The organism is Terriglobales bacterium (assembly GCA_035561515.1).
Classification (GTDB): Bacteria; Acidobacteriota; Terriglobia; order Terriglobales; family Acidobacteriaceae; genus DATMXP01.
On sequence record DATMXP010000050.1, the window covers coordinates 34,327 to 54,278 of the forward strand.

The window sequence follows — 19,952 nt, forward strand, 5'->3', positions numbered from 1 at the left end:
CTTACCGTGTCATCTATACCACTCCACCCCGCGCTCGTACACCTGCCGCTTGGGCTAGCATTCATCCTCCCAATTCTGGCCATCGGATTCACATGGGCACTATGGACAAAGAGGATTCAGCCTCGCGCTTGGCTGGTGATCATAGTCCTCCAAGCCATATTGCTAGCAGCGGGGCTCCTGGCTATGAACACCGGAGAACGCGAGGGCGAGCGCGTGGAGAGGGTTGTTGCAGAGCGTGCAATTGAGACGCATGAAGCGTTTGCGGAACAATTCGTTTGGGCGGTGGGCATGACACTTGCGGTCGGAGTGCTGGTGTTAATACCCCAGTCGCGTGTGGCTCGCGCGCTCGCTATTGCAACAGTTGCGGGGACCTTCGCGGTAGCCGGGCTGGCTGTCCGAGTTGGTCATGCGGGCGGCAAACTTGTGTATGTCCATAATGCAGCGGCAGCATACGCGCAATCAGACGTACGCTCAGCACAAGTTCAAACATCTGGCACGCCGGAACGACAACCAGAAGATAGTGCCGATCAAGACTGATCTGAGATTGGCGCGGCTCAGGCAAGCGAGCCGCACACATCTGTGGCACGAGAAGCATAAATGGAAATGACCCGGGAATTGCTTCCTCGGGTCACTTCCGGTACTGCTGAGGTTCGTCACAAGTTAGCGCAGATCAGCCAGACTAGCCAGCCAAATTTGTTGACGGAAAACTGAGACAGCCTATAATCCTTTGCCGTAATGAGCCTAGGATGCCGTTCCAATCTCGTTCTCTCGACTAGGAGGCCTTTATGCATTACGTGTGGGTGGCCATTATCGGCCTTGTCGTTGGAGCCCTCGCAAAGTTCATCATGCCCGGCAAGGACCCGGGTGGCTTCATTATCACGATGCTGTTGGGAATTGCCGGATCGTTTATTGCGACATTCCTCGGCCGCGCAGTTGGTTGGTACCAGCCCGGTCAGGCCGCTGGTTTCATAATGTCGCTCATTGGAGCGATCGTTCTGCTGGTTATATATCGACTTTTCAAGAAGTCCCCCGCGTAGAGCCAATAAGGTAACCGCGGTAGTAGTGACCCTGCGCACAGACGCTTCAGCTACAGAGGGGTAACTTTGGCGGCATAGTTGACCTCCGGCTATTCCAAACAGGCTCGAGGGGGCACGCTCGTTGCTGAACGAACCGAGCTGTCTGCTGCGGATCGCGGGGTGGTCGAGAAATTGTGTACTGAACTGCAGAAGACAATCGATACAAAAAGGGACAAGATTCGCATGCCCGAACTTGATACGTAATCAGGAAGCAAAATCCTTGAGCAGAACGTTGCTTTCCTGACCTGGCGCAAATCGTGGAGGTGCATATGGGTCTACTGGATGACGTACTCAATAAGGCAGCTGGCATTGCCCCAGTACAGGACAACTCCCAGAATTCTCTCGCATCTGCCGTCCTCTCGATGCTATCCAGCCAGAGCGGAGGCATTTCGGGACTGGCACATCAGTTCACCGCCAAGGGTCTAGGCGACATTATTCATTCGTGGATCAGCACGGGCCAAAACCTTGCGATTTCACCTGAGCAGGTACAGAACGCCCTCGGCTCCGATCAGGTTCAAGCTATCGCAGCCAAAGCAGGTATTTCACCCGAGGCTGCCCAGACAGGCCTTGCACAACTTCTTCCCCAGATCGTTGACCGACTGACTCCGAACGGCGAGGTGCCAGAAGGAGATCTGATGTCGAAGGGAATGGAACTGCTGAAAGGGAAACTGTTCTCGTAGTCCAACCCCGGGCCAGGCAAGATCAATACAAAACTCAGTGAGGTCGCCATGTCTCTCACGAAACGTGCTGTCGCGGAGTTTCTAGGTACGTTCTGGCTGGTGTTCGGAGGGTGCGGCAGCGCGGTTCTGGCTGCCGCTTTTCCGCAGCTAGGAATTGGGTTTTTGGGCGTCGCACTCGCTTTCGGCTTGACAGTGCTCACTATGGCATACGCCATAGGACATATCTCCGGATGTCATCTCAACCCTGCTGTTTCAATCGGACTTTGGGTGGGAAAGCGCTTCCCTGGAGCTGAGCTATTTACGTACATCGTCGCGCAGGTGCTTGGCGCAATTGCCGCCGCCGGGACCCTCTTCGTTATCGCCTCCGGCAAGGGAGGATTTTCCACAGCTGCGGGGTTTGCTACAAACGGCTATGGCGCTCATTCGCCCGGCGGATACTCTCTGCTGGCCTGCCTAGTCGCCGAAGTCGTTTTAACATTCTTTTTCCTGATGGTGATTCTTGGATCGACTGACAAGCGCGCACCGCAAGGCTTGGCCCCAATCGCGATCGGCCTATGTCTGACGTTGATCCACCTTGTCGGTATTCCTGTTACCAACACCTCCGTCAATCCGGCTCGAAGCACCGGTCAGGCAATCTTCGTCGGCGGCTGGGCACTAGCACAGCTCTGGATGTTCTGGCTTGCTCCAATCATCGGTGCAGCCATCGCAGGGGTTGTTTACGGTGTCTTTTCCGAAGAGCCCGTGCCGAAGGCTGTTCGAGTTGCGGCACGCTAGATGAGGACTCCATGAAAACACGAATCGTACTGATCCTGTTCAAATGACCGGAGGATGCGCATGCTAAAGGGATTCAAGGAATTCATCATGCGAGGTAATGTCATTGACCTCGCTGTTGCGGTGGTGATCGGTGCCGCATTCGGCTCGGTCGTCACTTCTTTCGTCACTGACGTATTGAATCCGCTGATCGCGGCGGTTGTTGGCAAGCCGGATTTCTCGGCCTTTGTCGCAAACGTGCACGGGAGTGAGGTCAAGTACGGCTTGTTCCTGAATGCCCTGATCGCCTTCTTATTGGTGGCAGCTGCGGTCTATTTCGCGATGGTTGCTCCGATGAACGCGTGGAAGGCGCGTCAAGCCCGTGGTCAGGCACCGCCGGACCCCACAACCAAGACTTGTCCAGCTTGTACGGAAACGATCGGCATCTCAGCCCGAAAATGCAAATGGTGTGGTGAGGCGCAGACAGCCTAAACAACGACGACTTAAGACATTGTTTTACGACGCCGACACGGGGGACTGCGCCGACAGCAGGAGCAAAGAACCAGCACTCTTTGCTCCTGCTGATCGCGATAGGAGGAGTTATGAGATTATTCGGTTTCCTGTTGTTTGCCATGTTTCTTCCTTCTTCCTTACTAGCGGATCAGGTGACGTTGAAGAACGGTGACCGGCTCACCGGAACGATCGTCAAAGCCGACACCAAAAGCTTGGTTATCAAGACCGAGTTTGCTGGTGATGTGACTATCCAGTGGGACGGGATTCGGGAGCTGACTTCTTCGCAGCCGCTCCATGTTGAGCTGAAAAACGGCCAAAAGGTAGCGGGGCCGGTCTCAACAACGGACGGCAACCTCGTCGTCAGTACCAAGTCAACTGGAACGGTGGAAACTCCACGAAGTGATGTCAGCAAGATCCGTAGCGAATCCGAACAACTCGCTTATGACAAGTCCCTGCATCCGGGCCTGCTGCAAGGTTGGGCCGGTGGGACTAACGTTGGGTTCGCTCTTACACGTGGGAACAGTCAGACCAAGAACCTGGCACTCGCCTTCAATGCCACCCGCAAGACGCTGAACGACAAACTTGGACTCTACGCAAACACGGTGTTTGCGACCAACGACGCTCCCGGCGCTACTCCCAGTACAACGGCAAATGCGATTCAAGGAGGCCTGCGCTACGATCACGACTTCACGGCACGCTTATTCGGATTCGGTAGTGCGGACTTTCAGTCGGACAGCTTGCAGACCCTGAATCTCAGAACGATTCTGGGTGGCGGTCTCGGGTTCCACGTCATCAAGAGCGAGGCCACCACACTGGATCTTCTATCCGGGGTCAATTACACCCGTGAGAATTACGATGACTTCAGCCGGAACTTTGCAGCAGCGACCCTGGGCGAAGAACTACTTCACAAATTAAGGGCAAGTACATCTTTGACGCAGAGTCTGTATTTCTATCCGAACCTGACCAGCACAGGAGATTACCGAGCGACGTTCAACTTTGGGACGGTGACCAAATTCAGCAAGTGGCTGGGCTGGCAGAACGCCTTCGGGGATATTTATGTCAGTAACCCGCCAGCGGGCAAGAAGCAGAATGACATTCTATTTACAACCGGTCTCAACATCTCGTTCACACACTAGTTCCAACAGGAGGATCTATGGCAGCGAAATACCAACTGAAGCAGGGCGGCAGTGGTCAGTTCATGTTCAATCTGAAAGCCGGCAATGGCGAGATTATTCTTACCAGCGAACTATACAAGGAAAAGCAAAGTGCGCTCGCCGGGATTGAATCCGTCAAGACAAATGGGCCCATTGAGGCTCGCTACGAACGGAAGACTGCGAAGAATGGCCAAACATACTTCGTGTTGAAAGCTACGAACGGACAGACGATCGGGAAAAGCGAAATGTATTCGTCGGTGGCGGCAATGGAGAATGGGATTAAATCCGTAATGAAAAATGCGCCGGTAGCCAGTATCGAGGACTCTACAACCGCCTGACGTGTGCTGCCTGGGACAAATCTCGCATCGACGATTGGCACTGCAACGCTTAACGATCATCCCCTCAATCAGCAGCCGTCATATATGCAAGCATGCAAGAAAGGAGTGCCTCTCAAATGACTGACCAAGAACTCAAAAGCAAGTACCAGCCGGTAGTCGACTTCATGTCCGCCAATGCGTTTCAGGTGGAACACTTTCATGTGGAGAACGGAAAGGCTGTACTAACAGCGGCAGCACCAACCGACTATCTCAAGAATCGGGCATGGGACGAGATTAAGAAAATTGACCCAACTTTTGCCGATCTACAACACACTATTACAGTGGGATCCGGGGCCGTCTACGTCGTCAAATCAGGCGACAACCTCTCGAAGATCAGCAAGAGTTTCTACGGCAACGCAAATCTGTACAACAAGATAGCGCAGGCCAACGGGATCCCTGATCCTGACAAAATTCGGGTCGGCCAGGAACTGAAGATACCTGCAGCATGATCCCGGAGATCTCGAACTTTAGGTTGAGCGGTCGGGTTTCGCCCATGTCACTGAAAAGACCAGCCATGGAGAGCATACTGACCGCCTAGAACCAGGCGAGGTGCCACATGCGTGACGACGCTGTGCATTCTAGTGATTTCGAAAGGAACAAACTAATCATCCGCCTGGACATCACTGTCTCGGCGGACATTAATTCTATCTCAGCAATTGTGGAAGGCATCCTGGCCATCACCTCTGAAATGAAGTGTGCTGCTGGCAAGGAGTTTGAGATTGAAACAGCAATCAGGGAGGCCCTGGCCAACGCCATCTTGCACGGTTGTCACAACGATCCGGCCAAGCAGGTACAGTGCTGTGTCGCTTGTGACAAAGATCGAGGGATGATCATCGTCGTTCGCGATCCCGGCCAGGGGTTCGACCCTTCTTCCATTCCCAGCCCTGTCATGGGTGAGAACGTCTACTCAGAACACGGACGCGGAATCTACCTTATCAATCAGTTGATGGACAGTGCCTGGTATGAACACGGGGGCACAGAACTTCACATGCTGAAGAACTAGTGGGTGTTACCACAGGAGGCTCTGCCATGAAATCTCTTAAATGGGCCACGCTGTTATTCGCAATCTCTTTCCTATTCGGCTTCATCACCGCGTCAGCACAAACCAGCATTCCAACGAACGGAGCGTGTTTCTATCGGGACATCAATTATCGCGGCGCCTACTTCTGCACTCAAGCAGGAGAAACTCTATCAGCGCTCCCGAGTGGCTTCAATGATGCGATTCGTTCCATTCGAATCTTCGGCAACGTTCAACTGACGGCGTTCAACGATGGCAATCTCGTGGGTGCAAGCACACTCATCCAGAACGACGTCGCCGACCTCAGGACCATCCCGTTGGCCAACGAGCCTAACAAGAATTGGACAACGCGAATTTCGTCACTGCGTGTCGATGCTACCTCTCCGGCTAATACCGGCAACCGTCCGTGGGACTTCATCTGGGGACGTCGCCAAACCACCACGACGACTGGCGCTTGCTTCTTCGATCGGCCTAATTTCCAAGGCCGAAGCTTTTGTGTCGATCAAGGTCGCGCGTTGGATAACCTTCCGCCCGGCTTCAATGACCGGATCCAATCCATCCAGGTCATAGGGGGCAGTGAAGTTCAGATGTTCAACGACAGCGATTTTGCAGGAGCTGCCGCACGTACCACTCGCGACGTAGCTGATCTTCGCTCCTGGAGTATTCCAGACGATCCTTCAAAGAACTGGAGCGGGCGCATATCGTCACTCCGTGTAGAAACACCGCGACGTGGACGCTGGTCCAACATTGGCGGCTACGATCGCAATGAACAGTACCAGGCACTTGTGCATTGCGGTTCGGCGCCTGGCAACGCCCGGCAGATGTGCGAGAGTACAAGCTATATTCGCGACGCTCATATGATCAACGCATATGGCAATTGCCGCAAGAACACCACTTGGGGAATCGACAACGGGCGCCTCTGGGTTTCGGGTGGGTGTACAGCAGATTTCGAAGTGGCACGTTAGGTGCGGTCGGGAGGATTCGGGATTAGTCTTCATTTGAACGGAGGTGTATCTCAATGCGGAACTTGGTTATTGTCGTTTGCTTCGCCTTGCTCGCTATCCCTCTGATTGCCCAGCAGAAGGAACAAGAGCGACTGAAGGATGCGGGCGAGGTGCTCACCGAAATTTTGAACATTCCGGACAACATACCTCAGGATCTTCTGGACAAGGCGGAGTGCGTAGTGGTTTTGCCATCGGTCAAGAAGTTGGCCATCGGTATCGGCGCCAGTTACGGTCGCGGGGTAATGGTGTGCCGAGGCGGCGAACACTTCACAGGTCCTTGGGGTGCTCCGGCATTCTACGCTCTGGAAGGAGGTAATATCGGATTCCAATTGGGCGGACAGGCGACAGACTTCGTCCTTCTCGTAATGAACCCGCGCGGTGCGCGGTCACTGTTCAAGAGCAAAGTCAAGTTGGGCGCAGATGCAGCTGCTGCGGCCGGACCAAAGGGTCGCTCGGCCCAAGCTGCTACGGATGTGGTAATGAAGGCAGAGATCCTTTCCTACTCTCGCTCTAAAGGATTGTTCGCCGGTGTTTCTCTGGAAGGGTCGACGCTCCGCTCTGACGGTGGGGCTAACGAAAACCTCTATGGCAAAAAGTTAAGTGCCGAAGACATCCTCGCCAAGCATTCGGTCGGAACACCCGCAAGTGGGGCAAAGCTAGTCGGACTACTGAACAAGAAATCTCCTAAGAATAGGTCCGATCCCAAATCGCTTGAATAGGGCGCGAAGGCAAACTTAGCATGACGCGAGTCGACTGGGGTTCCGCCTCGTTAGGACACCTACATGAAAGGAATTGTTCTAAAAGAGAAGAGCCGGAGCCCCATCGACATTCACATAAAGTGATCCACATACTGGAGGCACAATGATCAAGCGAAGCACCGCATGGTACGCAGTCCTGATAGTCGCCTGTTCGTTGATGTGTCTGTACCAGGCACTTGCACAGTCTGGAGCAAAGTCGAGTACCGGTAAATCGAGCAGCTCTCAAGCGGCAAAGACTCAGAAAAGCAAGACTCTGATTGACCTGAACTCGGCCACGAAAGAGCAGCTTGCCGCACTTCCTGGCATTGGAGATACCTACTCCCAGAAAATCATCGAGAACCGTCCTTACAAGGCGAAGGCAGATCTCGTAAAGAAGAAGGTTCTTCCCCAGGCCACGTACAAGAAGATAGCCGCGCTGGTAATCGCGAAACAGCAGCCAGCCGCAGCTGAACCATCTAAACCAACAGCTCCCGCGACAAAAGCAGCTGCCACTGCTACACCACCCAAACTCTCACAACAACAGGCCACGGCACCGACAAAGCCGATACTGCTGACGGGTAATCCGATGGGCGGCGTCCGCTTCGAGCACAGCAAGCATCCTGTCGCGTGCGAGACCTGTCACCATGCATCGCGTGAGCCGAAGCCCGGCAAAGTAGCACAACAGGCGTGTACCGACTGCCATACCAAGCCCACACAACCTGGAATGAAGACGGGAAAACAGGCTGCGTTCCATAACGCGACTGCCACAGCCGGCACCTGCATTGATTGCCACAAGAAGTCCGGCGGCGCTGCTCCGACAAAATGCACTCAGTGTCACAAGAAGGAGAACGCGTAAAGTGGACCTCCTGACGGGACTTGTTCGATCTGGCGGAAGACTATGCTGGACGTGAACAGCCTCGCATTTCGACTTGCATCTGCTCTTGCTATTGGTCTGTTGATCGGCGCTGAACGCGAACGTCGCAAGGGAGAGGGGCCCTCGCGCTCCCCAGCCGGAATCCGAACCTTCGCGATTGCTTCCTTACTCGGCGCCGTCAGCCTGACCATTGGCACACCGTGGTTGCTTGCCTCGTGTACTGTGGCGATGGCTGGCCTTAGTGCGATCGCCTATTCTCGCTCGAGCCAGGATGATCCCGGACTGACGACCGAAGCAGCACTGGTCTTGACCGTTCTTCTGGGTGCGCTGGTCACCGTCCACCCGGCATTGGCGGCAGGCCTCGCGGTATCTGTTGTAATACTTCTCGCCGCCAGAGATCGCATTCACCGCTTTGTGAGTGTCGCGCTCAGCGAAGATGAACTCTCCGATGCACTGGTTTTCGCAGCCGGTGTGTTTGTCATCCTGCCTCTTGTTCCGAATCGGTACCTCGGTCCATTCAACGCAATCAATCCTCATACCATCTGGATCATTGTCATTCTGATGATGTCGATCAGCGCGTTGGGCTATATAGCCGTCCGCCTGATCGGCCCTAGGTTTGGACTTCCACTCGCCGGTCTAGCCTCCGGATTTGTCTCCAGCATCGCCACCATTGGATCCATGGGTGCAAGGGCGCTAAAGGAACCCGGCCTCGCGCGGCCTGCCGTGGCGGGTGCCGTACTCTCAACGATTGCAACGGTGATCGAGCTTGCCATAGTCTTAGCTGCAACAAGCCGAGCAACGCTTCAGGTTATGGCGATTCCTTTGATTGCAGCTGGCGCTATGGCTGTCGTTTATGGGGCAATCTTCACTCTGAAAAATCTTCGGCACGAGGTGCCTGAGCAGCCCCAACGGGGACGGCCATTTAGCCTGCGTACAGCGTTGGGATTCGCTCTGGCCATCGCGGTGATGCTCCTGGTATCTGCAGCACTGAACTACTGGTTCGGAGAAAAGGGCGTCATCGTGGCAGCCGCGGTTGCTGGTTTTGGGGATGCACATTCCGTGGCCGTTTCAGTAGCCTCGCTCGTTGCATCTGGGAAGCTGAACCCGCAAGACTCCCTGATTCCCGTGCTGGCTGGGCTCACGACGAACACGGGTGCCAAGATGATTGCGGCGGTAGCGAGTGGTGGCAGGCGGTTTGCCTTCCAGGTCATTCCGGGATTGCTTCTGTTTCTTGCGGCAGCATGGCTTTGGGTATTTCTGATGAAATGAGCTCATCCACAATGGGAGCCGAATGCTAGTCCGTTAAGGTTCGACCGCTGTCAATCGAGAGTGCTGATTCGTAACCCATATCTAATAACGTGATTGTTGCTGAAATCAGTGTGAGACTTCGCTACGGCGATCCAGTATTGAGGAAGGCGAAGGAGTCAACGGATCTAGACGATCAGCTTGGTCCTTAGCCCATTCTAGAAAGCCCGGCTTCGATTGAGCTTCTCCGTCCAAAGTTTCTAAAGCGGCAACGTAGTCACGAATGCCGCGGGCACGCTGCCAATTCTCCACATCCGTCAGCAGCGCGTTAACCCGCGCTTCCTCTACGGAGATTAACTTTGCTAATTCCTCCAGTTCCATTTCGCGTTTACGCCGTGCGAGTTCCTTGCGCTCCTCTTCTTCAACTCGCCGACGATGGATGACGCAGACCTTTATTAGCGTCGCGATGATTGCAGGAATCTGGCTCTCGAGCGGCAGGTTGGGTTTATCCTTCCATTCCGTTTTTAGTCCGCTGGAGTACGCGGTGATTTCTAGAATTAGGATCCCGGCTGGTTCAAAGGAATTGTAGTGGCCTCCGGACCACCTTGCCTTGTCCATGTTCTTTACCATCGTTAGCTTTTCACGGATTCTCAGTTCAGCTTCACCACCAGCAGCGGCAAAGACGGTTACCTTATTTGACCACCTGGTCGTAAGGCGAACTGATCCCCCTATTCTCTCGGCAACATCGGACAGTGAATTGAAAAGATTCAACGCACGTGGAAGTACGGCTTTGGAGACTCTGATGTTGAGTGTGTCCTGGCCGTAAACGTGAAGTCTGCGGAAGTTGTTCTCGCCGGTGCTAGACGACAGTAACTCTTTCGCTCGTTCTACAAGAGGGTGTCGTTTCGTGCGAGTCGCCGGAGGTTCGAAGTCCCCGGCAGCCATCCTTCTATCAATTTCATCGAACTCGGGATCCGGTGGAGGTGGCGGCGTCTTCGGTTGGGGTTCAGGCTTCCAGAGTTGAGGGACATTTTTCATCGGCGGCAATGGTCTTTGTGTTACATGCTGCCCGCTGTCCTTCTTCGCCCAGTAGCCTCGGCCCGGCACTGGAATATTCATCTTTCGACAGACCTTGGCGATGGCGTTGCCCGACACTCCATATCTTGCAGCCACACGCTGGACCGGTTCTGCCCAGACTTCTTTGTACAGCTCATCACGATTCCAGAGTTCGTGCATAGGTGCGCTCTCCATTAACACCAATGGCGCTCACGTGAGCGCCACGGAGAATCGAGTAGCAGTTCTGTTGCGGTTGAAGCACCACGTAAACGATTCTCGGGAATTTGTATCACAGGTGTGATTCGACAGAATGTGACAGTCCAAACTGAGTCTTCGGACTGTTTGGAGCATTTCTCTCAGTTCAAGAAAGCCTAATTGCACCTCTGTCCATGAGGGGTAGGGACGGTAGCAAAGGAGCTGGCACTGTGATTCAGATTCTTTCCCTATCACGTCCATTTGCAGAAAGTGTGTCAAGTTTTATTGCTAAGAAACTTGACATCGTTGATGTAAATCCTGTGTGTAATCAATCGCTTAGATCAACAATTGCAAAATTCGGGATAGGTGCAAGTGAAGTTTATTCGCACGAGAGAACGTACCATTTCCTCGGTACTTATCGCTATTTTCCGAGGTTGTGAAACATTGGTCCCGCGATTTGTCGCTTTCGCGAACTATGTGTTTTCGCTGCACGCAACGCGCGGTCCGACGATTAAAACTACGAAGGCAATGTTGCGCAGGAACTCAGATGTGCAAACGAGATCCTGTTTTCTCGTCCGCGCTGGAAGCTTGGTTGAAACAAGTCGGCTGACGATTGCGCTGTTCGACAATTGCAGGTGGGCGTAACGTTGTCGATCATTGACACGGGCTCCGGAAGGATGCAAACTTCGGCACGTGCGGAGATGTCGGTACAGTTCTACGATGGTTCAAATGAAAGAAGATTTGCCGGGAGTTTTACTCCCACATAACTCCCACATAACTTTCAAAAATCCGCCTGTTTTCAGGAAATGTCGCACATACTCAGCAGAATTCACGATTCGATGGAAAGCCGCTATAGACAAGCGTTTCAGAGGGATTCATGAGTAGATTTGAGCACTCACGATTGCACCAGAAAAGTGGCACAGTGCATCTCTGGATCAGCATATCGGGGTTCGAATCCCTGGGGGGCAGCCAATAGCATTACATCCGGTAGATCTTCACCTTCCTCAGTTTCCTTCGGTATGGCTAGGGTTCGTCATTTCCTAAGCAAAGTGCCTTTGCGGAACGGTTCAGCTACTAGTTGCCATTCGTCTTCATAGACGACGTAACCCGGGTTGTCGGTTTTGATTTTCTTCACGTAGATCCTATTGCGCTCGAGGATTTGGACCATTTCCCAGATCCGAGAGATGTGTTCCTTGGCGTCGGTCTTGAACCAACAAATACCGCGGCGTAGCTTGTCGCGCCCATAGGAACTTGGTTTCTCCAGGTTCTCACTAAACCACATTAGCAGTGCGTTCAACTCGTCAGCATCAGCACCTTTGATGTCCTGCCATTCGATGGCTAGAGCAACCGCCCGGAAGATGCCCTGTTCAACATGACTGTCGTCATCCTTACGGCCGATGACAAACCGGATGAATTCGCGTTTCTCCAATGGATCGTGCCGCTCCAGAATGAATCGTTCATCCTCTGTCTCAACAAAAGCCAATCTTCCCGGAATACATGAGAGAACGGTTCCCATACCTCGCCCGACGATTTGCTTGAGGGCCTCGATCAGCGGTAGTTCTTTCCCATCGAGTGCAGGATCTTCCGAGATAGCGAAAACGATGCTCGGAGAGTGCCGTTTCTGTAGCTCCCACGCAATGTTGTCTACGAATAGTTTATTGCTGGGAAGGGCCAATCGATACTTGGGATCAAAGTCGGCGAAGTGCGCTAACTGATTCGTAAACTTATGTCGCAGCCGAGGGTTGGAGAGGATCTCCCGGTAACGGTCTCGTTTGTTGCGCTTTACGAACGCAGCGATCAGTGCTTCCTCGTTGTGCACGGGACGAGTGTACAGCACACGCCAATACCCCGGTGAACAAGAGGGTTCAAGTCCCTATTCGGCGCAGGTGACTCGAACCCTCGCCCAAAGGTTCGAATCGCTTTTACTTCATGACTAGTGGGTTCAGATCCAGTCCCGAAATGGGGACGGGGAAGGACTTGTAATGGTGTGGGAATCCCTGGGGGCCAGTGCTGCTATCCAACTGTTCAGCAGATGAACGAAAGGAAAACATTATGAGGCACATCAAGACTTTCGCATTTCTCGCACTGATTGCATTAGTGTTTGCGGTCATCGCTGTCGCCCAGAACACCAGCAATCAGCAGCAGAACCAATCGATGCAGGGAATGCAAGGAATGCACGGCCAGATGCAGCATAGTGGAAATGACCAGATGCACGGCATGATGGCGGACTGCCACAAGAACATGCAGGCCATGCAGCAATCAAACACTCAAGCAAGACAGAACATTGCGGCTGCAAAGCAGTCCAACGACCCCGCAAAGATGCGGGCTGCGCTTGATGAAGCAGACAAGGCGCTCGCAAACGTAAACGACCACATGGACAAGTGCATGAGCATGATGAAGACGATGCGTAGCAAGCACGGAGATGGAATGATGAAGGGAGAGCAGAACCAGCCGCCGAAGAAGTGAGCAACACGAGACAAGTTCTAACAGGAAGAAATCTAGTTCTCAGGACAATCCGAGTTGGAACGGATGTGATCTTCGGGCACGACAATCTGGCTTGTTGCCGTCGCCCGTTTCTTTTGCTGCGGACCGAAGTCGACGTTATCCCGCCTTGCGCGAGTTCTCCGCCGTCTTCACGCTCACCGGCGTCTTCTTGCCCAGATGATCAGGATCATCCGCGACGGCCTTGTGGCAGTATGCGCACAGCACCATCTCGCACACCGCGCAATATTCTCCCGCAGCGCCGCACTCCACCGCCCACTCCCCCGTGGAGTCGTATGCTGCCGATCGATACGCTTCACAATGCATGACGTTCATCCTCACCCGGCAGCCGATGCCTTGCGGTTTCTCTTCCCTTTTGCAGCCGACGCTTCCTTCGTTTCCGTCGCCACCGGAGCCTGGGCCGCCGTGCCCGTCGTCGACCGAACTGGCTTCTTCGCCTGCGCCAGGCTCATCTTCAGCGCTTCCATGATGTCGATCACCGGCGCGAGTTTCTCCGTGGTCGGAGCTTCCACCAACTGCTTCCCTTCCACCTTCGCCTTGATCATCTCCATCAGGTTTTCGCGATACGAATCCTTGTACTTCTCCGGCTCAAACGGCGCCGCCAGCGATTCAATCAGCGTCGTCGCCAGTTCCAGTTCCTTGTCTTTCACCAGCGTCGTATCGGCGCGAAACTCTTCCACCTTCCGGACTTCGTCCGCGTAATACATCGTGTGCAGGATCATCCCGCGGCTACCCGGCCTGATGATCACGATGTGCTCACGGTTGTGCATTGCGACTTTGGCCAGCGCAACGTACCCAGTCCGCTTCAGTCCTTCGAACAGCAGCGTGTACGGCTTTTCGCCCGCTTCGTCCGGAGCGACGTAATACGAGCTCTCCATGTACACCGGATCCACTTCGTCCGTCTTCACGAACTCCAGGATCTCCATCGTCCGCGCCGTCGAAGGTGCAGCCTTCTTCACGTCCTCTTCGTCGAGAACGACATACTTGTCCTTCTCGTACTCGTATCCCTTCACGAGTTCGCTGCGAGGAACTGGTTTATCTTCAACCTGACAGTAGAGGACTTGCTTCACGCGCGAATGGTCGGACTTGTGCAACTGATTGAAGCTGACCGTTTCGCTGCGAGCCGCGCTAAAAAGTTTTATTGGAAGAGATACCAAACCAAATGTAAGGTGTCCCTTCCAAACCGTGGTTGCCATCCGTACACCTCGGCTGGAAAATGGGCAGAGTGCTTCGTAAATACCACAGAAATAGGGCGTTTACAAACAGGAATGTCTCTCGACCAATACCGCACGAAGCGTAAGTTCGACAAAACGCCCGAGCCCCAACCCGGAAAACCCGCGATTCACCCCGAAAATCGCTTTTACATCCAGCGACATTCCGCCCGCCGCCTCCACTACGACCTTCGCCTCGAAGTCGATAACGTACTGAAATCATGGGCTCTACCCAAGGGACCGACACTTGATCCCACCGACAAGCGCCTCGCCGTCCATGTCGAAGACCATCCCATCGAATACGGAACCTTCCAAGGCACTATTCCCCAGGGAAACTATGGTGCCGGAACCGTTTCGCTCTGGGACTACGGCCGATATGAACTCCTGGGCGACGCGCCCATCCATCAGCAACTCGAACGCGGCGACCTGAAATTCCGCCTCCATGGCCAGAAACTGGCTGGCGAATTCGCGCTCGTCCGGACAAAGAAATCGCCGAAAGACTGGCTTCTGATTAAGAAGAACGACTTCGCCGTCATCCTCGGCTGGGATCCCGAATCCGACATCCGCAGCGTTCTCGAAGTTCCTACCGATCCTTCCGCTGTCACCGGTGCCGTCAAAGCCGACATGCCGTCTTCGCTTTCCCCCATGCTTGCGACATTGTCACCGTCGTTGCCAGAAGGTCCTGGCTGGATCTTCGAGCCCAAATGGGACGGCGTCCGATCTCTCTGCTATATCCGCGACGGCAAGGTCTCGCTCATCTCCCGCACCGGACGCACCATGGACCAGCAGTACACCGAACTCGCCGACCTTCCCCGCCACATTTCCGCCTCCTCCGCGATCATCGACGGCGAAATCGTCGCGCTCGACGACCAGGGCCGCCCCCGTTTCGGACTGCTGCAACAGCGCATCGGTGCCGGCGCCGCCAAAAGCCGAAAGCTCGCCGAGACCTCGCCCGTCCTCCTATTCGCCTTCGACCTTCTTTACCTCAACGGCTACGACCTTCGCGGTGCTACCCTCATCGACCGCAAGGCTCTGCTCAAAAGTGTTCTCTCGCAATCCGCACTTGTTCGTTACTCCGACCACTTCGAAAACGGACCTGAACTCCTTCACGCTGCCCGCGCAAACGAATTGGAAGGCGTGGTCGCCAAGCGCGCCACCAGCCGCTACGAAGCCCGCCGCAGCACCGATTGGATAAAAGTCAAAGTCGTCACCCAACAAGAGTTCGTCATCTGCGGATTCACCAAAGGTGAGCGCGAACCCTTCGGCGCGCTCGTGCTTGCCTATTTTCAGGACGGCAAATTCCTCTTCGCCGGAAACGTCGGTACCGGCTTCACGCAGAAGTCACTCGACCAGCTTCACTCGCTCCTCAAGCCGCTGATCCGCAAAACCTCGCCGATCAGCGACATGCCAAAGATCCCCGAAAAGATCACCTGGGTCGAGCCCAAGCTCGTGTGCACCGTGAAGTACATGGAGTGGACCAAGGAAAAGCATCTTCGCGCGCCTGTCTACCTCGGCCTCCGCGACGACGTCGCTCCCGCAGACTGTAACTTCCCTTCCGTCGAAACGACTAAGCCCGAAGCCACCGACACCGCCGCTCCTCTCCTCGATGGCAAGCGCACCGAAGTCTCGCTCACCATCAACGGCCAGACGTTGAAGTTCACCAACCTGAACAAGATCTATTTTCCCCGCGAGGGCTACACCAAGCGCGACGTCATCAACTACTACCACTCCGTCGCGCCGCTCATTCTTCCCTATCTCAAGGACCGCCCGCTTTCACTCAAGCGTTATCCCGATGGCATCGAAGGCGAATACTTCTTCCAGAAGAACGCCGCGCTCGGTACGCCATCATGGATGAAGTCGCACCTCATTGACTCCGAGCATCGCGGCAGCCCCATCCGCTTCCTCTTCGCCGACGACGAAGCCTCGCTCCTCTACCTCGCCAATCTCGGATGCATCGACCAGAATCCGTGGATGAGCCGCGTCGGATCGCTCGACTGCCCCGACTTCATGCTCATCGATCTCGATCCCGTGCACTGCACCTTCGACCGAATCGTCGACGCAGCACTCTTGATCAAAAAGCTTCTCGACTCGCTCCAGCTCCAGGGATTCCCCAAAACTACCGGCGGCGACGGCCTTCACATCTACGTGCCACTCGCTCCCGAGTACAACTACACGCAGGTCCGCTCGTTCACCGAGATCCTCGCGCGCCTCGCCGCTGCCGAACGGCCCGATCTCTTCACCACTCCGCGCACCGTCTCCGAACGCGAAAAAGGCAAGGTCTACTTCGACTACCTCCAGATCGCCGAAGGCAAAACCATCGCCGCGCCGTATGTTCTGCGCGCATTCCCGGGCGCTCCCGCCTCAACTCCCCTGCACTGGAACGAACTCGTCCCCTCGCTCACCCCTGACAAGTTCACCCTCGCCACCGTGCCCGATCGCTTCGCCCGGCTCGGCGACATTTTCTCGCCCGTGTTAGTGCTGAAACAGAAACTCGAACCGGCGCTTGTCAAACTCGAATCTCTGCTGAAGAAGTAGCTGAGCCCTTACCGGAACCACGCAAATCCCACGAACAGCATGTGCGAATCCAGCCCCGGATTTCGCACTCCACGATTTGCATTCGAGAAGTGGTGATACTTATACCCGAATACAACCGCCTCCCTGCTCGCAACTCGAATCTCCGTCCCTGCTGCCAGCTCAACCGTGAAGTTGAACTGCGTCGTGTCATCAAACAGTACCCGCCGTTGGAAGTAGAGAAACCCGCCCGTGTTCGAGAGAAACGGCGAGACGCGTTTCGTCGGACGAAACCGCACGTGCAGCCCAATCGGACTCGCGCCAGCCGCGTAAACCCACTCCCTTTGGTAGTTGCCCAGATCGTCATTCAGCAGTGCAACCGGCACCACCGCCGCCTGGTAACGCAATTCCATGCCTTTGATAGTTGCGAATCGGCGCGCATATCGAACCTCCGCGAAGAAGAGTTCACGGTTCTGCGCCCATCCGAAGACGTGCCCATTGCTGAACGACCGGTTCAGCCACACCGAGACCTCATGCTTCCCCGGCAATTCATCCTGTGCCGCACCCAACGTAGCCACCACAAGCAAGCCGGCGAGAATGCAAAGGCGAACCGCAATCTTCATGGCTCACCTACAGCCGACTCCAACTGCACCAGCATCCCCGGACGCGTCTCATAATCGCGATACCACGGCGCCTTCCACCGCACCAGGTTGGCCGCGCCGCGTGTCGGCGTCAGTATGGAAACACCCAGCAGCCACAGCCGATTCTTGCTCACCCGTCGCAATCGCGAGCTAACGTATTTATCCAGGGCATCTTCGCCCACCATCCAAACGGTTCCGGCAACCGGCGTCATCACGAAGTCCACCATCCCCGTCCCGTTTGTCATGCCCTTGCTTTCGTTCGAGTAATAAGGAAAGCCGCCAATGTTCTGAATCGAGGCTTCACTCAGCGGCCCGATCTCCCACTGCGTGCTCCACGCGGCGGCCCATGCCATCGCCCTCAAACGACTCTTCCAGTATCGTCGCGAGTTTTCCAGTGGCACGTCCTTATACTTCGGATCGTTCTGCACCTGGATCCATCCATACACCGCGCCGATCATCGGATGCGCAATGTAGTTGTCCAGAAACGGATCGTTATCGTTCCACACCGTCCAGCGGACATTCTCCACCGCGTGAAACCACCGCCCGAAGAAGTCGGGTTTCTGAATCGTCTGGCGTGCCCACTTGTCCATGCCCAGGTTAGCCGCGTGTTGAACGCCAAGCACCAGCAGCGTCTCCCCAGTAGCATGTCCCCACCGGAATCCTTGCTTCTTCGGCGGAGACGCAATCGCTGCCTCCGGAATCGCATTGGCTTTGGAAGATGTTGCTGCCCTGGCTTTGAGTGGCTGATGAGTGGAATAACTGGGCGCGTTCGGCAGGTCTTGCGCAAGCAAGCCAATCGGCAGGATCAAAAGTACCCATTTGTACATTCTGGCCCACGCGGTTGGGGACGACCGCACCTGTGAGATGCGGAACCCAGAAAGCAGTGCCGCCTCAAGAAGCACTGATGAGTGTCCGCCGTCGGCGCGAAGTGAAACTAGGCAGTTGGCCCGGGTTCTATTCATCTACCAACAGGCATCGGGTGCCTCGGGTTCGCCCTGCTGTTGGGCTAACCCGGGCATCACAGACGTTCGCACCCGTCAGGGGTTACGTTTTCTGTATACCCAGCCCGGTCCAAGCCAGCGTCGACCGGATGACGCACGATTCCCTCTTCTTCTTCGTTCCGAATTGGGAAAGAACTAAGGCATATTGCAGACCGACTGGCTTCCCTCGAATAACTTCAGTGTTACCATCCGATGCATCGGAGCAGCTTCGCTGGCCGATATGCGTGATGAGGATTTGATGAGAAGACTCGCCCTCACACTACTTGTGATTCTTCTGTCCATTGCTACTCCCGCATCTTCACAGAGTAGAAACCTGCGCGAAGAAGTGAGGCAGAAGGGTTACGCCAAACACGGCCGCTGGCTGGATCTCCCGTTGCACGAACCGCACACGCTCGCCCAATTGATTAAAGGCAGCACTTTGATCGTCCGCGGTGAGGTAGTCAATGAAACGACGCGGCTTTCGACGGACGAATCTGAAGTGATGACTGACTTTACGGTGTCCATTGCCGAGGTTCTCAAAGATCCTCAGCACCTCGTAAAAGTCGGAGACAAGGTTGTCATCAGCAAGTATGGCGGGAACATGTTGTTGGAAGGCAAACCAGTTGTGTATGAGACCACCGACTTTCCGCCCATACCTTGGCATAAGTTATGCGTGTTTTTCGTCGTTCGTTCCCCTGTACCCAACGACTTTTGGGAATATATTTTCCGCCTCGATGGCTTCGGCGTCTGGCGTTTCGCTTTGGGAAAGATGGAATGCGAAACCAGACGCAAGAAAGAAACCGAATACACCGGTTCGTTTTGCGGAAAACCCGAAGATGAGGTGGTCTCGGAACTGAAGGCAAAGATCGCCGCCGAAGACGGGCGGGAGGCCGACCCTTTGCGTTAGGCGTGTCCGGATGCCCAGCCCTTTCGGCGTTCTGGTGCCCCATATCTGGGCTGGTGGCCCACCTAACGCACTAGCTATATCGGCTGGTAGCCCACGTACCGGACCACTTATACGGCTTCCGTGCCCATCTCCACGTCTCGCATCTTGGGACATTAAGGTGGAGTCCACTGCACTCCGATCCCGGAGGGACTTAGACGCCTACCCGGCGACACCAATGACCGAACTACCATCAGCATTCACACCGAGTTCTTCCCCATTCAACTCTCTGTGTCTCTGCGTCTCTGTGGTCATCTTTTTGTTCCATTTCGGCACAACCCGCTCCAAACGATGTCAAGGGGGTCACCGCGCCCTTTTCCCCGCAAAGTCCTGAAAACACTCACAAAATAAATTTCCAAACCTTGGCATGATGCCCCCACCCAAATTGCTATCCTGAAAATGTAGGTGGTGAAGACGCTTTTCCGTCTCACCACCTTTCGCATTTGTTTGGCCTATTTGTTTTGTCGACGACCAACTAGGTGCTA

At 54.8% G+C, this 19,952-nt stretch carries 22 protein-coding genes; 16 read left to right on the forward strand and 6 right to left on the reverse strand.

Annotated elements, in window-relative coordinates; translation table 11 throughout:
• Window positions 1-6 precede the first annotated feature (6 nt).
• The 13 genes from VN577_21955 (at window position 7) to VN577_22015 (ending at window position 9,452) form a co-directional block, all read left to right on the forward strand.
• Window positions 7-537, forward strand: coding sequence for a hypothetical protein (locus tag VN577_21955; protein ID HWR17508.1), 531 nt, complete (start codon window positions 7-9; stop codon window positions 535-537).
• Between the two features lie 248 nt (window positions 538-785).
• Window positions 786-1,037, forward strand: coding sequence for a GlsB/YeaQ/YmgE family stress response membrane protein (locus tag VN577_21960; GenBank protein ID HWR17509.1), 252 nt, complete (start codon window positions 786-788; stop codon window positions 1,035-1,037).
• A 308-nt stretch (window positions 1,038-1,345) separates the two neighbouring features.
• A complete protein-coding gene (locus VN577_21965) occupies window positions 1,346-1,756 on the forward strand; it encodes a YidB family protein (GenBank protein HWR17510.1) in 411 nt (136 codons plus the stop codon).
• Window positions 1,757-1,804: 48 nt separating this feature from the next.
• Window positions 1,805-2,530, forward strand: coding sequence for an aquaporin Z (gene aqpZ, locus VN577_21970; GenBank protein ID HWR17511.1), 726 nt, complete (start codon window positions 1,805-1,807; stop codon window positions 2,528-2,530).
• A 60-nt stretch (window positions 2,531-2,590) separates the two neighbouring features.
• Window positions 2,591-2,998 carry a large conductance mechanosensitive channel protein MscL gene (mscL, locus tag VN577_21975; GenBank protein ID HWR17512.1) on the forward strand — a complete coding sequence of 136 codons (408 nt, stop codon included), beginning with the start codon at window positions 2,591-2,593 and terminating at the stop codon, window positions 2,996-2,998.
• Between the two features lie 110 nt (window positions 2,999-3,108).
• Entirely contained in the window at window positions 3,109-4,155 is a 1,047-nt protein-coding gene (locus VN577_21980; GenBank protein HWR17513.1) for a DUF481 domain-containing protein, read from the forward strand.
• A gap of 17 nt (window positions 4,156-4,172) precedes the next feature.
• Complete coding sequence (locus VN577_21985) at window positions 4,173-4,511, forward strand: YegP family protein (protein ID HWR17514.1); 339 nt, start codon at window positions 4,173-4,175, stop codon at window positions 4,509-4,511.
• 116 nt (window positions 4,512-4,627) lie between these two features.
• Window positions 4,628-4,999, forward strand: coding sequence for a LysM peptidoglycan-binding domain-containing protein (locus tag VN577_21990; protein ID HWR17515.1), 372 nt, complete (start codon window positions 4,628-4,630; stop codon window positions 4,997-4,999).
• Between the two features lie 107 nt (window positions 5,000-5,106).
• On the forward strand, window positions 5,107-5,553 hold the full coding sequence (locus VN577_21995; GenBank protein HWR17516.1) for an ATP-binding protein: 447 nt from the start codon (window positions 5,107-5,109) through the stop codon (window positions 5,551-5,553).
• 26 nt (window positions 5,554-5,579) lie between these two features.
• On the forward strand, window positions 5,580-6,533 hold the full coding sequence (locus tag VN577_22000) for a peptidase inhibitor family I36 protein (protein ID HWR17517.1): 954 nt from the start codon (window positions 5,580-5,582) through the stop codon (window positions 6,531-6,533).
• 53 nt (window positions 6,534-6,586) lie between these two features.
• Window positions 6,587-7,291: a lipid-binding SYLF domain-containing protein gene (locus VN577_22005; GenBank protein HWR17518.1), complete on the forward strand. Its 705-nt coding sequence runs from the start codon at window positions 6,587-6,589 to the stop codon at window positions 7,289-7,291.
• A gap of 142 nt (window positions 7,292-7,433) precedes the next feature.
• Window positions 7,434-8,165 (forward strand): cytochrome c3 family protein, encoded by a 732-nt coding sequence (locus VN577_22010; GenBank protein HWR17519.1) that lies wholly within the window; start codon window positions 7,434-7,436, stop codon window positions 8,163-8,165.
• Between the two features lie 42 nt (window positions 8,166-8,207).
• Window positions 8,208-9,452: a DUF4010 domain-containing protein gene (locus tag VN577_22015; GenBank protein ID HWR17520.1), complete on the forward strand. Its 1,245-nt coding sequence runs from the start codon at window positions 8,208-8,210 to the stop codon at window positions 9,450-9,452.
• Between the two features lie 105 nt (window positions 9,453-9,557).
• Here the strand turns inward: VN577_22015 and VN577_22020 are convergent, their stop codons facing one another.
• Together VN577_22020 and VN577_22025 are read right to left on the reverse strand one after the other, a co-directional pair.
• On the reverse strand, window positions 9,558-10,664 hold the full coding sequence (locus VN577_22020) for a hypothetical protein (protein ID HWR17521.1): 1,107 nt from the start codon (window positions 10,662-10,664) through the stop codon (window positions 9,558-9,560).
• Between the two features lie 1,048 nt (window positions 10,665-11,712).
• Window positions 11,713-12,516, reverse strand: coding sequence for a hypothetical protein (locus VN577_22025; GenBank protein HWR17522.1), 804 nt, complete (start codon window positions 12,514-12,516; stop codon window positions 11,713-11,715).
• Window positions 12,517-12,731: 215 nt separating this feature from the next.
• Here VN577_22025 and VN577_22030 point away from each other — a divergent pair, with 215 nt between their 5' ends.
• Entirely contained in the window at window positions 12,732-13,145 is a 414-nt protein-coding gene (locus VN577_22030; protein ID HWR17523.1) for a hypothetical protein, read from the forward strand.
• Between the two features lie 135 nt (window positions 13,146-13,280).
• On the opposite strand, the gene VN577_22035 is transcribed toward VN577_22030, so the two are convergent.
• Window positions 13,281-13,487 (reverse strand): hypothetical protein, encoded by a 207-nt coding sequence (locus VN577_22035; protein HWR17524.1) that lies wholly within the window; start codon window positions 13,485-13,487, stop codon window positions 13,281-13,283.
• 11 nt (window positions 13,488-13,498) lie between these two features.
• Window positions 13,499-14,377 (reverse strand): Ku protein, encoded by an 879-nt coding sequence (locus VN577_22040; GenBank protein ID HWR17525.1) that lies wholly within the window; start codon window positions 14,375-14,377, stop codon window positions 13,499-13,501.
• A 72-nt stretch (window positions 14,378-14,449) separates the two neighbouring features.
• Here VN577_22040 and ligD point away from each other — a divergent pair, with 72 nt between their 5' ends.
• Window positions 14,450-16,927 (forward strand): DNA ligase D, encoded by a 2,478-nt coding sequence (gene ligD, locus VN577_22045; GenBank protein HWR17526.1) that lies wholly within the window; start codon window positions 14,450-14,452, stop codon window positions 16,925-16,927.
• Window positions 16,928-16,935: 8 nt separating this feature from the next.
• Here ligD and VN577_22050 read toward each other — a convergent pair whose 3' ends face one another.
• The gene (locus tag VN577_22050) at window positions 16,936-17,526 is read right to left on the reverse strand and encodes an acyloxyacyl hydrolase (protein ID HWR17527.1); all 591 of its coding nucleotides are present in this window, start codon (window positions 17,524-17,526) and stop codon (window positions 16,936-16,938) included.
• A complete protein-coding gene (locus VN577_22055; GenBank protein ID HWR17528.1) occupies window positions 17,523-18,506 on the reverse strand; it encodes a hypothetical protein in 984 nt (327 codons plus the stop codon). The genes VN577_22050 and VN577_22055 overlap by 4 nt, the downstream gene beginning before the upstream one ends.
• Window positions 18,507-18,783: 277 nt before the next feature.
• Here VN577_22055 and VN577_22060 point away from each other — a divergent pair, with 277 nt between their 5' ends.
• Complete coding sequence (locus VN577_22060) at window positions 18,784-19,431, forward strand: hypothetical protein (protein ID HWR17529.1); 648 nt, start codon at window positions 18,784-18,786, stop codon at window positions 19,429-19,431.
• Window positions 19,432-19,952: the final 521 nt, after the last annotated feature.